Origin of the sequence: Acetobacter fabarum, assembly GCF_011516925.1 — a bacterium.
Classification (GTDB): Bacteria; Pseudomonadota; Alphaproteobacteria; order Acetobacterales; family Acetobacteraceae; genus Acetobacter; species Acetobacter fabarum.
Window position 1 is genome coordinate 48192 of record NZ_WOTG01000005.1, and the last position, 12567, is coordinate 60758.

Genomic DNA, 12567 nt, shown 5'->3' on the forward strand with positions numbered 1-12567 from the left:
GCGTAGATTATGTCAGGCAAGATGAAAGCCGCTGTTGTCCATGAATTTGGCAAGCCGCTCACGCTTGAGGAACTGGACATTCCCTCCATCAACTCCAACCAGATCCTGGTCAAGATGATCGCCTGCGGCGTCTGCCATACGGACCTGCACGCAGCCAGCGGGGACTGGCCCAAAAAGCCGACCCTGCCCTTTATTCCCGGGCATGAGGGCGTGGGCACGGTTGTGGAAGTTGGCAGCAATGTTGACTGGATTAAAAAGGGGGACATCGTTGGTGTGCCCTTCCTGTATTCCGCCTGTGGTCATTGTGAACACTGTTATGCAGGCTGGGAAACCCTTTGCCAGAAACAGGAAGAAACCGGCTACTCCGTTAATGGCTGCTTTGCGGAATACGTTGTGGCGGACCCGGGCTATGTGGCCCATATTCCCCCCGGCGTGGACCCCATTAAAATTGCGCCGGTCCTGTGCGCAGGGCTGACCGTTTACAAGGGTCTGAAAATGACCGACACGCGCGCAGGTGACTGGGTTGCGGTGTCCGGTGCCGGCGGGCTGGGGCAAATGGCCATCCAGTACGGTGTGGCCATGGGCCTGAACATGATCGCGGTTGATATTGACGACGCCAAACTTGAAACCGCACGGAAACTTGGCGCCGCACACACCGTTAACGCCAAGACAACCGACCCGGCAGCCTTTATCCAGAAGGAAGTCGGGGGCGCTCATGGGGGGTTGATCACGGCTGTTTCCACCAAGGCGTTCTCTCAGGCCATGGGGTATGTGCGCGCTGGTGGCACACTAGTCCTGAACGGGCTGCCGCCGGGGGACTTCCCCATTTCCATTTTTGATATGGTCATGAACGCCATTACCGTCCGCGGTTCCATTGTGGGTACCCGGCTGGACATGATCGAAGCTCTCTCCTTCTTTGCTGAAGGAAAAGTGACCTCGGTTACCAAGACTGATCGGCTTGAAAACATCAATCAGATATTTGATGATCTCGAGCATGGTCGTGTTGAAGGGCGTGTTGTTCTGGATTTCAGAAACTAACCCCCTTCAATATTGACGAACCAGAAGGATTTTTTCCATGGCTTACGCAACGACAAACCCTTTTACCGAAGAACAGGTCAAGGTTTTTCCCAGCCCGACCGATGCTCAGGTCGATGCCGCACTGGACAAGGGCCATGCGGCCTTCAAAAAATGGAAAAACACAACTTTTGCTGAACGTGCACGCGTTTTGCAAAAAGCGGCTGATCTGCTGCGCGCCAATGTGGACGAATACTCCAAGCTGCTGACGCTGGAAATGGGCAAGCTCTACGCCGAAGCAAAGGCAGAAACCGAGCTTTCCGCTGCAATTTTTGAATATTATGCCGTTAATGCCGAGCGCCTTCTGGCGCCCGAAGTGCTCCCCCTTGCCTCCGTCAAGGAAGGTCGCGCCAAGATCGTGTTCGAAGCGCAGGGCATTCTGCTGGCTATCGAACCTTGGAACTTCCCCTACTATCAGGTCGCCCGCATTATTGCGCCGCAGCTTTCTGCCGGTAACGTGGTTATTCTCAAGCACGCATCCAACGTGCCGCAGTGTGCCGCCGCCATGGAAAAACTGATGCACGATGCAGGTCTGCTTGAAGGTGGGTTCCAGAACCTCTACCCAACGCGTGACCAGCTTGCCAAGATTATTGCCGATATCCGCGTACGTGGTGTGGCCCTGACCGGCTCCGAAGGTGCTGGCGCCAAGGTTGCTTCCGAAGCGGGGCTTGCACTTAAAAAATGCACCATGGAACTCGGCGGGTCCGATGCCCTGATCGTGCTGAACGATGCTGATATTGAAAAAGCCGCCAAGTGGGCCGTTTATGGCCGCCACTGGAACGGTGGGCAGGTTTGCGTTAACGCCAAGCGCATGATTGTGGAAGACGGCGTTTACGACAAATTTGTTGAGCTGTACCGCAAAGGTATTTCCGAACTGCGTATGGGCGACCCGATGGACCCCGCCACCACGCTGCCGCCCCTGTCCTCTCGCGGGGCGGTAGATGGGCTGAAGCAGCAGGTTGCCGATGCCGTGGCACAGGGTGCCAAAGCGGAAGAAATCCCGCTGGAAATGCCCAACAAAGGCTGCTTCTTCCGCCCGGTTATCCTGAGCAATCTGGAAGAAGGCAACCCGGCCCGCCACACGGAATTCTTTGGCCCGGTGACCATGCTGTTCCGTGCGAAAGATGCTGACCACGCCATTGAAATTGCCAATGACTCCCCCTACGGGCTTGGTGGTTCCATCTTTACCAAAAACGAAGAACGTGGTGCAGAACTGGCCCGCCGGATTGATACCGGCATGGTCTACATCAACCACCCGACCATGGTTAAGGCCGATCTGCCGTTTGGTGGCGTCAAGCGCTCGGGCTTTGGCCGCGAATTGCTGGGTCTGGGCCTGAAAGAGTTCGTCAATGCCAAGCTGATTGATATTGTGGACATTGACGCACCGTTCTGATGCTTTCTGAACAGGGTTAACCAGAAAGGGCGGAAGGATCACTCCTTCCACCCGTTTTTATCTGTATGTTAGACTAAAGGTTTTCAAACACCCCGCACAGATCATGCTTTTTTCGTGTGGGCCGTATTTTCCGCACAAATCCCGCATAAAAAAAGACCGTGTGCCAGGCACACGGTCTTTTCACAATACTGGTCAGGGTTGTCCTCTTCAGGCAGAATTATGCAGGCACAACCAGTGCAAACGCCCAGTCCAGCCAAGGCAGCAAGGCCGCAATATCGGCTGTTTCCACCGTAGCACCGCCCCATATGCGCAGGCCCACGGGCGCATCCCGGTAGCTGGCAAGGTCAAAGCCAATGCCTTCCTTATCCAGCACAGCCAGCATTGTTTTGACTGTTGCCATCTGCCGGTCCCGCTCCAGAGCCAGAAACCATGGTGCGACAATCCGCAGGCAAATCGCGGTAGAGGAACGCTCCTCCTCCTTTTCTGCCAGAAAGGAGACCCAGTCCGTGGTTTTAACCCACGCAGCAACCGCCGCCAGATTGGCCTGAGACCGGGCCTTGAGCCCTTCCAGCCCTCCGACGGATTCTGCCCATTGCAGGCTGTCCAGCGCGTCTTCCACACACAGCATGGAAGGGGTGTTGATGGTATCGCCCTTAAAAATACCTTCGATCAGCGCATCCTTGGCGGTCATGCGGAAAATCTTGGGGAGCGGGCGGGGGGCCTTAAAGGTTTGCAGCCGTTCCACAGCACGCGGCGAAAGCGCGATCATGCCATGTGCGGCCTCGCCCCCAAGAGCTTTCTGCCAGGACCATGTTACCACATCCAGCCGGTCCCATGGCAGGTCCATGGCAAAGGCGGCGGAGGTGGCATCGCAGATCACCAGCCCTTCATGCTCGGCGGGAATGGCATTGGCAGATGGCAGGCGCACGCCCGAGGTGGTGCCATTCCATGCCAGCACCACGTCATGCGCCCAGTTAACTTCGTTCAGGTCTGGCAACTGGCCGTAATCGGCCTTGAGCACGCGGGTCTTGTCCAGCTTGAGCTGGGTTACAATATCCTGCGCCCACAGGGCGGAAAAACTCTCAAACGCCAGCACGTCCACCGGGCGTTCACCCAGCAGGGACCACAGGGCCATTTCCACCGCACCCGTGTCGGACGCAGGCACAATGCCCACCCGCCAGCCTTCGGGCACACCCAGAATTTTGCGGGAGCGTACAATAACCTCGTTCAGCCGCGCACGCCCTTCTGGCGAACGGTGGGAGCGGCCAACCAGCGCCTTATCCAGCGCGGCAAGGCTCCACCCCGGGCGCTTGGCGCACGGTCCGGATGAAAAACAGGGATTGAGCGGGCGAATGGCCGGACGGGACGAAGCGGAAGGGGAAAGGGCGTTCATAACCTTGGCCGAGAAGAGGGAGGGACAAGTCTGGTGCGAGAGAGGGGACTCGAACCCCTAAGCCCGTAAGGGCGGTCGATTTTGAGTCGACTACGTCTACCAGTTCCGTCACTCTCGCGAACTGCTTTTTCCCCTACCAGCAAATTGCCGCCCGGAAAAGGGTTTGTTGGCGGCATTTGTCGCACAAAGCGCTTCACCCCAGCCTAACGGCAGACCCGCTGGGTGCCGTCTGCAGCAATGTAGGTGCCAGTCTGTGTATTGTAGCACGCATTGCGCACGCAACTGCCCCCTACGGCAAGCGGCTGGGGGTAGTTTTGCACCGCCATGGCTATGGCCTCCCGCGCGGCGGCCCCGCACAGCGGCGTATTGGTGGGGGCGGAGGGGTCATTCACCAACTGGCTTTCATTTGCGGGGGGCGGTGTTGGCGCGCTCAGCCCCGGTGCAAAGCTCTGCGGGGGAATACGGGTAGGCTGGCTGGCGCACCCGGCCAGCAGCCCAAGCACAAGGACAGACCCCAAAGCCGGAATACGAACAGGAATGAACATGCGCTCTTCAGTCTTTCAGCACGCGGTGGCTTGTTGCCCACACAGTTGCAGGGAGGCCAGCATAACCCGGTTACCCGCCTGAACCCAACATCAGGCTTACAGGTCCAGCAGGCCCTGCGCGGGTTGGCCACCAATAATGGCACGGCAGGAGCCATCGCCAAAAGTCAGGTCAACCTGCTGCCCGCTCCTTAGCCCTGCGGCTTTTGTCACGGGGTGGCCATCTGCTGTGACCAGCGCATAACCGCGTGCCAGCACTGCTTGGGGAGATACTGCCTCCAGTTGCCCGGCGGCCCCTGCCAGCGCAATCCGCCGCTCACGCAAAAGCGCCATCAGGGGGGCGGGGGACACGCGGCAGCGGCCCAGCCGCACTTCCTGCCGTTGCAGGGTGTGCTGCATGCCCCCCACAAACGCGCCACCCAGTACGGCAAGCCGTGTTCTGCGGCCGGACAGAAGTGTTTCCACCGCAGGCATATGCCGCTCCACCGCCACAAGGTCCGCCTTACGGCGGCGGACAAGGGCGGGCAGGGCCACGTCCAGCCTGCGGGCACGGTCATCCAGTTGCATGCGCGCGGTCTGTACCAGGCCGGGCAGGTCCGGTAGCGCGGCGGCTGCCCTGTCCAGCCGCAGGCGGGCGGTTTGCATCTGCCGGGCCAGTGCACCTGTGGCACGGGCAGCGCGGTGTTCAATTTCGGCCAGCAGTTCGCTCCGCACAGGTACGGCCATTTCTGCCGCCGCGGTGGGGGTGGGCGCTCTGCGGTCGGATGCAAAGTCGATCAGGGTTGTATCGGTCTCATGCCCTACGGCCGAGATCAGGGGGATGGAACAGGCGGCGGCTGCCCTCACCACGCCTTCATCGTTAAAGGCCATCAGGTCTTCGAGCGAGCCGCCACCGCGTGCGACTATCAGCACATCGGGCCGAGGCACGGCCCCTGTGCCATCCAGCGCGGAAAAACCGTTAATGGCAGCCACAATCTGGGCGGCAGCACCTTCACCCTGCACGGGCACGGGCCACACCACCACAGGCCGGGGGAAGCGCCGCCGGAGCGTTGTGCAGATGTCATGCAGCACAGCCCCCTGCGGGGATGTAACAAGCCCGATCACGCGCGGCAGAAGGGGAATGGGTCGTTTGCGGGCGGGGTCAAACAGCCCCTCCTCCCCCAGCCTTATCCGCAGGCGCTCAATACAGGCGAGCAATGCGCCCTCGCCCGCATATTCCATGCGTTCCACAATAAGCTGGTAGCTTGAGCGCTCGCCGTAGGCGGAGACCTTGCCGGTTGCAATAATTTCCAGCCCGTTTTCAGGCACCAACCCAAGGCGGCTGACACTGCCACGCCAGACCACGCCGGAAATCTTGCCCTGCTCATCCTTGAGCGAAAAATAGATGTGCCCGGAGGGGTAGCGTTTGAATTCCGTAATTTCGCCGCGCACGCGCACGCGGCTGAACGACCCCTCCAGCGTACGCCGGATTGCGCCGGAAATTTCCGAAACCGTATATTCAGGGACATTGCCGCCAGATGGGGAGGCGGCTCCAAACTCTTCGTGCATCCGCACAACCTATGCTACAGACGCTCGCCCTGAAAGAGCAGACATGAACAGCAGGAGAAAAGAATTGCGCGTACTTCTGGTAGGCTCAGGCGGCCGCGAACATGCCATGGCCGAAACACTGGCCAAATCCCCAGCACTTTCCGCGCTGTTCATTGCCCCCGGCAACCCCGGCACGGCCCGTTGCGGAACCAACGTGCCCATTGGCGCGCATGATGTGGCAGCCCTTGTAACCTTTGCCCGCGAGCAGAAGATTGATCTGGTAGTACCCGGCCCCGAAGCGCCACTGGTCGCAGGGCTGGCCGATGCCTGCGCACTGGCGGGCCTGCCCTGTGCCGGCCCCACGCAGGCCGCCGCCCAGCTTGAAGGCAGCAAGAGCTTTACCAAGGAAGTCTGCGATGCGGCGGGTATTCCCACCGCGGCATGGGAACGCTTTACGGATGCGCCCTCCGCCATTGCCTATGTGCGCCGCAAAGGAGCGCCCATCGTGGTCAAGGCCGACGGGCTGGCTGCGGGCAAGGGCGTTGTTGTTGCCACAACCGTAGCCGAAGCCGAAGCCGCCATTACGGACATGATGACAGGTGGCGCACTGGGCGATGCCGGGCGCAGCGTGGTGATCGAAGATTGCCTTGTAGGGGAGGAGGTCTCTCTCTTTGCCTTCTGTGCGGGGGAAACCGCCTGCCTGATTGGTGCGGCACAGGACCACAAACGCATTGGAGATGGGGATACAGGCCCCAATACCGGGGGCATGGGTGCCGTATCCCCCCCAAAAGGCTTTGGCCGGGCAGAGCAGGAAGCCGCACTGGACCTGCTGGTGCGCCCCATGCTGCGCGAAATGGTACGCCGGGGCACGCCATTCCGGGGCGTCATTTTTGCCGGGCTGATGCTGACCGAAAACGGGCCATCGCTGATTGAATACAATGTGCGCTTTGGCGACCCCGAGGCCGAAGCCCTGCTCCCACGCCTGACGTCGGACCTGCTACCTGCCTTGCAGGCACTGGCCGAGGACCGGCTGGACGTGGCCCCCATTACATTTTCCAACCAAGCATCGGTCTGCGTGATCATGGCGGCACGGGGTTACCCCGGCAGCCCGGAAAAAGGGGCCGTAATCCATGGGGTGGACACAGCCAATGCTCTGGAAGGGGTGCGGGTTTTTCAGGCAGGCACCACACAGAACATGGCCGGAGAACTGGTGGTTTCAGGCGGGCGTGTGCTGGCTGTCTGCGCTCTGGCAGACACGGTGCAAGAAGCCCAGAAGCGCGCTTATGCCGGTGTTAAGGCCATTACGTGGGATGGTGCGGTATGGCGGACGGATATTGGCAACCGCGCCCTGTAAGCAACCGGGTAAAAACGGGGTCAATCTGGCCCCGTAAACCAGCATACCCCATGCTGCAAGGCACCCCCGGCGGCATGGGCCTTACCCGCCACACTCCAGAACATGCCCAAGCACAAGGGCATCGGACCCATCGGGGTAATAGGCCCGGCGCAGGCCTTTTTGTTCAAACCCGGCCTGTGCATACAGCTTTTGTGCCGCAGGGTTCCCGACCGAAACTTCCAGAAAAACCATTTCGGCCTTTTGCGCTCTGGCGTAGGCAAGGCTCCATGCCACCAACTGCGCGGCCAGCCCCTGCCGCCTGTATGCAGGCAGCACGCACAAGGTCAGAATTTCTGCCTCCCCCGCCACGCAACGCAACATGACAAACCCTGCGGGCTGCTCCCCCACCAGCACCAACCCGGCGCAAACACCGGCTGAGCCGAGCAGGCTGAGCATGGCGGCTGTGTCCCACTGCTCCTGCGGGGTAAAACACTGCGTATGCAGGCAGGCCAGCACAGCCGCGTGCCCCACCCCCACAGACTGCATTTGCGGCAGACCCATTAGACCGGAGCAGCCCGCAACCCATTGGCTGGCAGTTTGGCCTCCGGCGGGTCCACATAAACCGGCAGTGCGCCACGCGGTGGCAAGTCCCCACGCATCCGGCGTAGGGCCGTAGCCGCAACCTGCTCTACATCAGGGTGGGTAATCGGGCATAGGATCGCGGAGGGGAAAGCCAGATCAGCGCGGGATTCACCTGCAACCAGCCACCGCCCTTGCGGGGCGGACCAGTCTGCTATGGTTACGGCCCGCGCACCCTGCCTGTCTTCCACAAAAACGCGGCCACGCCGGGCGGCGGTCACCACCAGCCAACCAGCCATGGGGTCTGGCTGAGCGGCAAGGGCGGCATCCAGTTCCGGGGCCAGAGCCTCTGCCCGCGTGACCCCCACAACCGGGCACCCCACACCTACGGCATACCCTGCCGCCGCAGCACAGGACGCCCGCAGGCCGGTAAAAGACCCCGGCCCCACCACAACAGCAACCAGATCCGGCGCACTCCCCTGTGCGCGTGACCAGCCAGCCTGCTGCAAAACCTGTGCTGCCAGCAGGCTAAGCCCTTCCGCCGCCTGCTTGCCGGCCTCCTGCCTGAAGGCAAGCACCTGCAACACGCCATCTGTATTGGTAACACAGGCCGCCGTGCCACAGGCATGGTCGCCTGCGGGGCTCCCGTCGAGCACCAGAATACGCTGCACCACTACTCTACAATCCGGCAGGCCTGATCGAACTCAAGCCGGGGGGCCCGCTCGGGCTGGCCAGCAAAGTCCCCATACCCCAGACAGAGCAGGAAGTTGGCGCGCCAGCCCCATTCGGCCAGAAAAGCGTCTTCCACCACGGACTGGTCAAACCCTGAAACGGGCAGAACATCCAGCCCAAGGGCGCGGGCCGCCATGATCATATACCCGCCCTGCAAGGTGCCATTACGAAAAGCAGTTTCCTCAGACAAACCGACATCGGCGGCAAACCAGGAGCGCAGTTCTTCCCCCGGGCTCAGCTTGGGGAGCTGTTCAAAAAACAGCGGGTCATGGGCAAGCACAGCAATAACCGGTGCCCCCATAACGCGGTTGACGTTCCCTGCGGACAGGGCAGGGCGCAGTTTTTCGCGCCCATTGGAGCCTGTAATAAAAACAATGCGGGCAGGGCAGCAATTGCCCGAGGTCGGCCCCATGCGCACCAGATCATATATCTGGCGCAACAAAGCCTCCTCCACAGGGCGGGTCGTCCAGCGCAGGGGGGTTCGCGCCTTTGTAAACAGCAGTTCTAACCCACTTGCGTCCAACATGTTCTGTCCTGCCTCCTGCTGCGCCAGCTTGCTCCGGCGCGTGACTTCCCTCTTTTAAGGCAAGCATCCCGCGCCGAAAAGAGCCACCGTTGCAGGGGCTGCTCAGTCCACCTGTTCGACCGAGACAACCTCTGGCACGTAATGCTTGAGCATGTTTTCCACCCCATGCTTGAGCGTTGCGCGGGAGGAGGGGCAGCCGGAGCACGCACCCTGCATGGTCAGGCGCACAACCCCGTTGCGATACCCGCGAAAAACAATATCCCCACCATCGCCCGCAACGGCAGGGCGTACGCGCGTATCCAGCAGTTCCTTGATCTGGACAACAATCTCCGCATCTTCTGGGGCAATGTCGTCTTCAAGAACAGCAACGCCTTCGGCAACAACCGGCAGGCCCGCCACAAAATGATCCATCAGGGTGGACAGCACCAGCGGGCGCAGTTCCTCCCAGTCCGCGCTGTCGGACTTGGTGACGGAGACAAAGTCATTCCCCAAAAACACGCGGGCAACACCGGGCAGGGCAAACAGCGCATCGGCCAGAACCGAGCGGCCAACCACGGCGTCGGCATCAATAAAGTCTATGGTGCCCGCATCCCCTACCACGGCCTGACCGGGCAGGAACTTGAGCGTTGCGGGGTTGGGGGTGCCTTCGGTTTCGATAAACATGGCGGAAATGTCCGATCTGTAGGGTAAACCTGTATGATTACCTTTCAGTTGGCACCAGAATGAGGACAGAACAAGTTCTGTATGAAAATTTTAGTGCCACCAGCCCCCGGAACAGGGCCAGAAAGGGCTGTTTTGGGCCGTTCCCGCCCGACATCCACACAAGGCAGCCATGCCGTGCACGACATTCAGCCCTGGCCCTTTGCCCCCTTACCCGGCCCGGAGCTGAACAAGACGTGCCCTTAACGCGGGGTCGTGAGCATAAATATAAAGCCCCCTGACCGCGCGCGTCATCAACACATTGATCGCATTGAGCATGATCCGCTCCATGGTCTGCCTGGGCTGGGCAATACCACTACGCCCGGCAAAAGCTGCGCCATCCTCATACCGGGTCGGGTCAAGTATCAGGGTATCAGCCGCGCTATCGCACCTTACGGATGGGCCAAGCAGCAGACCAACGTAATTCAGGTCGAACCCCTGAACGGTGTAAACGGAGCCGACCTCATCTATTGTATCGGCACGTTCGGCCCATGGCAGGCGGGCTTCGGGTTTGGCAATATCCCATTTAAGGCGAAAACGCCCTTCGGTTACAAAATGCTCCTGACCATCCAGCCGGTAGGGGTAGTCATACGTTGCCACCATGCGGGAGAGGCCGAACTCGGTGTTTTTCTGGCGCACCAGATCGTACATATCCTGCGCATCCTCAAAAACCCTGAGGTCAAAAGACGGATCATGGGGAACCGGCAGAATGGTCTTTTTGCAAAATGCATCTATCCATGCACATGTCTGTGCACCAGCGTGCATACGGAACTGGTTTTTAAGCCGACAGGTCTGCACCTGCTTTTGGGCCAGAACTGTTTCCAGCATATTCCTTGTCCAATGGCTTTTGAACTTGAGAACCTGCTTGTCATCAAAAACCAGTACAACAACCCTTGCACATTTCAGAATCTCTTCAAGATGATTATCCTGTGCAAACCTGTTGTATTTATCGGATTTTGTTAAAAGAAGGTGCGCCTCGTCCACCAGAACCACATCCGCCATCTGCCCGGTTTTGTGCATGGTGTTGATGAAAGTTGTCGGGCGCTCATAGTCTTTCTTTTTCACATAAAGCGAATGTTCCGAGATGTTCCTGTAAAGTTTCATCATCTCTGGATGATTGACCAAGAGATAATTTTTTGTCCCCGTTAACGGGTTTGCAGCTGATTTTTTTCGGGACAGTTTTTGTATTTCGTTAAAAATTTTATTGATAACAATACTTTTTCCTGTTCCTGCATCACCTTCAATAACAAAAACAGCATTCCCCTGCCCAACGTGGTCCTGACAGAACCTGACAACCTGCTGGCACAGCTGCTCCTGCTCTACGGAAAGAGAACGATCGGGAGAGAGTTTTTGCAAAGCCTGATTGTTCTGCCTATCCACCACGTTTACCCCCATAAAACAAAAAAGCCTTTCCTCCATTATGAGGAAAGGCTTTTGATCCGTCCAGAAAACCCGGTGGTTTTTAGCGCAGGATACCCGTGTGACCAATGGAGTAGCGGCCCGGCTGCGGCCATACGGTAAGGCCATGCGGCTCCTGCCCAACCGGAATACTGATCATGCTACCATCATCGGTGTTAATCCGGTAAACGACATCATCAAAGCGGCCAGACAGCCACAGGGCTTTACCATCCGCGCTGACATTGCCCATATCCGGGCTGCCACCACCGGGGATAAGCCATGTTGCCACAACCTTGTTTGTAGCAAAATCAATAACCGAAACCCCGCCCCCCTTGCTGTGGGGGTGGCCATGAATCAGGTGGGAACCACGGTTGGCAACATACATTTTTGTGCCATCACGGCTGGGGTACAGCCCATGCGCACCCAGCCCCGTGCGGATAAAGCCTGTCTCGCGGAATGTATCCCCATCCACCAGAAACACGCCATCGGCCATCATGTCGGCAACATAAAAGGTTTTGCCATTGGGGGAGACCAGAACATCCTGCGGCATGCCACCACTGGACAGCTTGAGGTAACCCAGAACCTTTTTCTCAACCATATCCACCTTGACCAGATGGCCACCAAATTCGCAGGTGAAAATGGCGTAGCGCCCATCTATGGAAAAATCGGCGTGGTTGACGCCCTTGCACTCGGGCACATCAATGGACTGCTGCAACTGCATGCTATGCGGGTCGCGGAAATCCAGACGTTTGCGGGCTTCGGCCACCACAATGGCGGATTTGCCATCGGGCGTAAAATACATGTTGTAGGGATCATCCACCGCAATGGACGGGCCGGGGCGGGCCGTGCGCGGGTCAATGGGGGTCAGGCTGCCATGCACGGTGCCTTCCGCATTATTGGTCACCCACAGGGTGCGCAGGTCCCATGACGGCACAACATGCTGGGGGCTTTTACCCACAGGAAAATGGTCCACCACCTTGTTGGTGGTCGGGTCGATGACAGACACATCATTCGAGCGCAGGTTGGGCACGTAAACCCGCTCGGGGTCCTGCGCCACTTCCGGCGCAATGTGGCCTACCCCGGTCTCGCTATACAGGTTGGCAGGGTTGGGGACTGGGGGCATGCCAGGAATGGTCTGCACCAGAGGAGCCGCCGTGCTGCTCCCGCTCTCGGACGGAGTGCCAACATCCTGCGCCCAACCGGGCGCACTGCCAGCATTTATGCCAACAATGGCAACCGCCGCAACCAGATACTGTTTAAAACCCATAACCCAGACCCTTCTGTGCCTGTTATCACTTTAACTCCTGATACGGCTCCGCATTTATCATGCGGCGTAAATAACGTCTATTCGGGGGTGGTTAAAATCTTTCA

At 59.1% G+C, this 12567-nt stretch carries 12 protein-coding genes and 1 tRNA gene; 3 read left to right on the forward strand and 10 right to left on the reverse strand.

Annotation, left to right across the window (positions count from 1 at the left end):
* The first annotated feature begins 9 nt into the window (after positions 1–9).
* The gene (gene adhP, locus GOB83_RS08065) at positions 10–1038 is read left to right on the forward strand and encodes an alcohol dehydrogenase AdhP (RefSeq protein WP_086646916.1); all 1029 of its coding nucleotides are present in this window, start codon (positions 10–12) and stop codon (positions 1036–1038) included.
* A 37-nt stretch (positions 1039–1075) separates the two neighbouring features.
* Positions 1076–2467, forward strand: a complete 1392-nt coding sequence (locus tag GOB83_RS08070; RefSeq protein ID WP_165925722.1) for an NAD-dependent succinate-semialdehyde dehydrogenase — start codon at positions 1076–1078, stop codon at positions 2465–2467.
* Between the two features lie 217 nt (positions 2468–2684).
* On the opposite strand, the gene GOB83_RS08075 is transcribed toward GOB83_RS08070, so the two are convergent.
* The 4 genes from GOB83_RS08075 to xseA form a co-directional block, all read right to left on the reverse strand.
* Entirely contained in the window at positions 2685–3860 is a 1176-nt protein-coding gene (locus GOB83_RS08075) for a phosphoserine transaminase (protein WP_165925723.1), read from the reverse strand.
* Positions 3861–3891: 31 nt separating this feature from the next.
* Positions 3892–3978 (reverse strand) — tRNA-Leu (locus GOB83_RS08080).
* 85 nt (positions 3979–4063) lie between these two features.
* Positions 4064–4405: a hypothetical protein gene (locus tag GOB83_RS08085; protein WP_086646919.1), complete on the reverse strand. Its 342-nt coding sequence runs from the start codon at positions 4403–4405 to the stop codon at positions 4064–4066.
* Positions 4406–4501: 96 nt separating this feature from the next.
* Positions 4502–5950, reverse strand: coding sequence for an exodeoxyribonuclease VII large subunit (gene xseA, locus GOB83_RS08090; protein ID WP_165925724.1), 1449 nt, complete (start codon positions 5948–5950; stop codon positions 4502–4504).
* A gap of 43 nt (positions 5951–5993) precedes the next feature.
* On the opposite strand from xseA, the gene purD reads away from it, so the two are divergent.
* Complete coding sequence (gene purD, locus GOB83_RS08095) at positions 5994–7283, forward strand: phosphoribosylamine--glycine ligase (RefSeq protein WP_194301340.1); 1290 nt, start codon at positions 5994–5996, stop codon at positions 7281–7283.
* A gap of 81 nt (positions 7284–7364) precedes the next feature.
* On the opposite strand, the gene GOB83_RS08100 is transcribed toward purD, so the two are convergent.
* The 6 genes from GOB83_RS08100 to GOB83_RS08125 form a co-directional block, all read right to left on the reverse strand.
* Positions 7365–7823 carry a GNAT family N-acetyltransferase gene (locus GOB83_RS08100; protein ID WP_242005788.1) on the reverse strand — a complete coding sequence of 153 codons (459 nt, stop codon included), beginning with the start codon at positions 7821–7823 and terminating at the stop codon, positions 7365–7367.
* A complete protein-coding gene (gene tsaB / locus GOB83_RS08105) occupies positions 7823–8515 on the reverse strand; it encodes a tRNA (adenosine(37)-N6)-threonylcarbamoyltransferase complex dimerization subunit type 1 TsaB (protein ID WP_095349498.1) in 693 nt (230 codons plus the stop codon). Before tsaB ends, GOB83_RS08100 begins: the two co-directional genes overlap by 1 nt.
* On the reverse strand, positions 8515–9099 hold the full coding sequence (locus GOB83_RS08110; RefSeq protein WP_086646922.1) for a malonic semialdehyde reductase: 585 nt from the start codon (positions 9097–9099) through the stop codon (positions 8515–8517). The genes tsaB and GOB83_RS08110 overlap by 1 nt, the downstream gene beginning before the upstream one ends.
* Positions 9100–9201: 102 nt before the next feature.
* Positions 9202–9762: a NifU family protein gene (locus tag GOB83_RS08115; RefSeq protein WP_086646923.1), complete on the reverse strand. Its 561-nt coding sequence runs from the start codon at positions 9760–9762 to the stop codon at positions 9202–9204.
* Between the two features lie 207 nt (positions 9763–9969).
* Positions 9970–11193, reverse strand: coding sequence for a DUF2075 domain-containing protein (locus tag GOB83_RS08120; RefSeq protein ID WP_165925725.1), 1224 nt, complete (start codon positions 11191–11193; stop codon positions 9970–9972).
* Between the two features lie 67 nt (positions 11194–11260).
* Positions 11261–12463 carry a YVTN family beta-propeller repeat protein gene (locus GOB83_RS08125; protein ID WP_165925726.1) on the reverse strand — a complete coding sequence of 401 codons (1203 nt, stop codon included), beginning with the start codon at positions 12461–12463 and terminating at the stop codon, positions 11261–11263.
* Between the last annotated feature and the right edge of the window lie 104 nt (positions 12464–12567).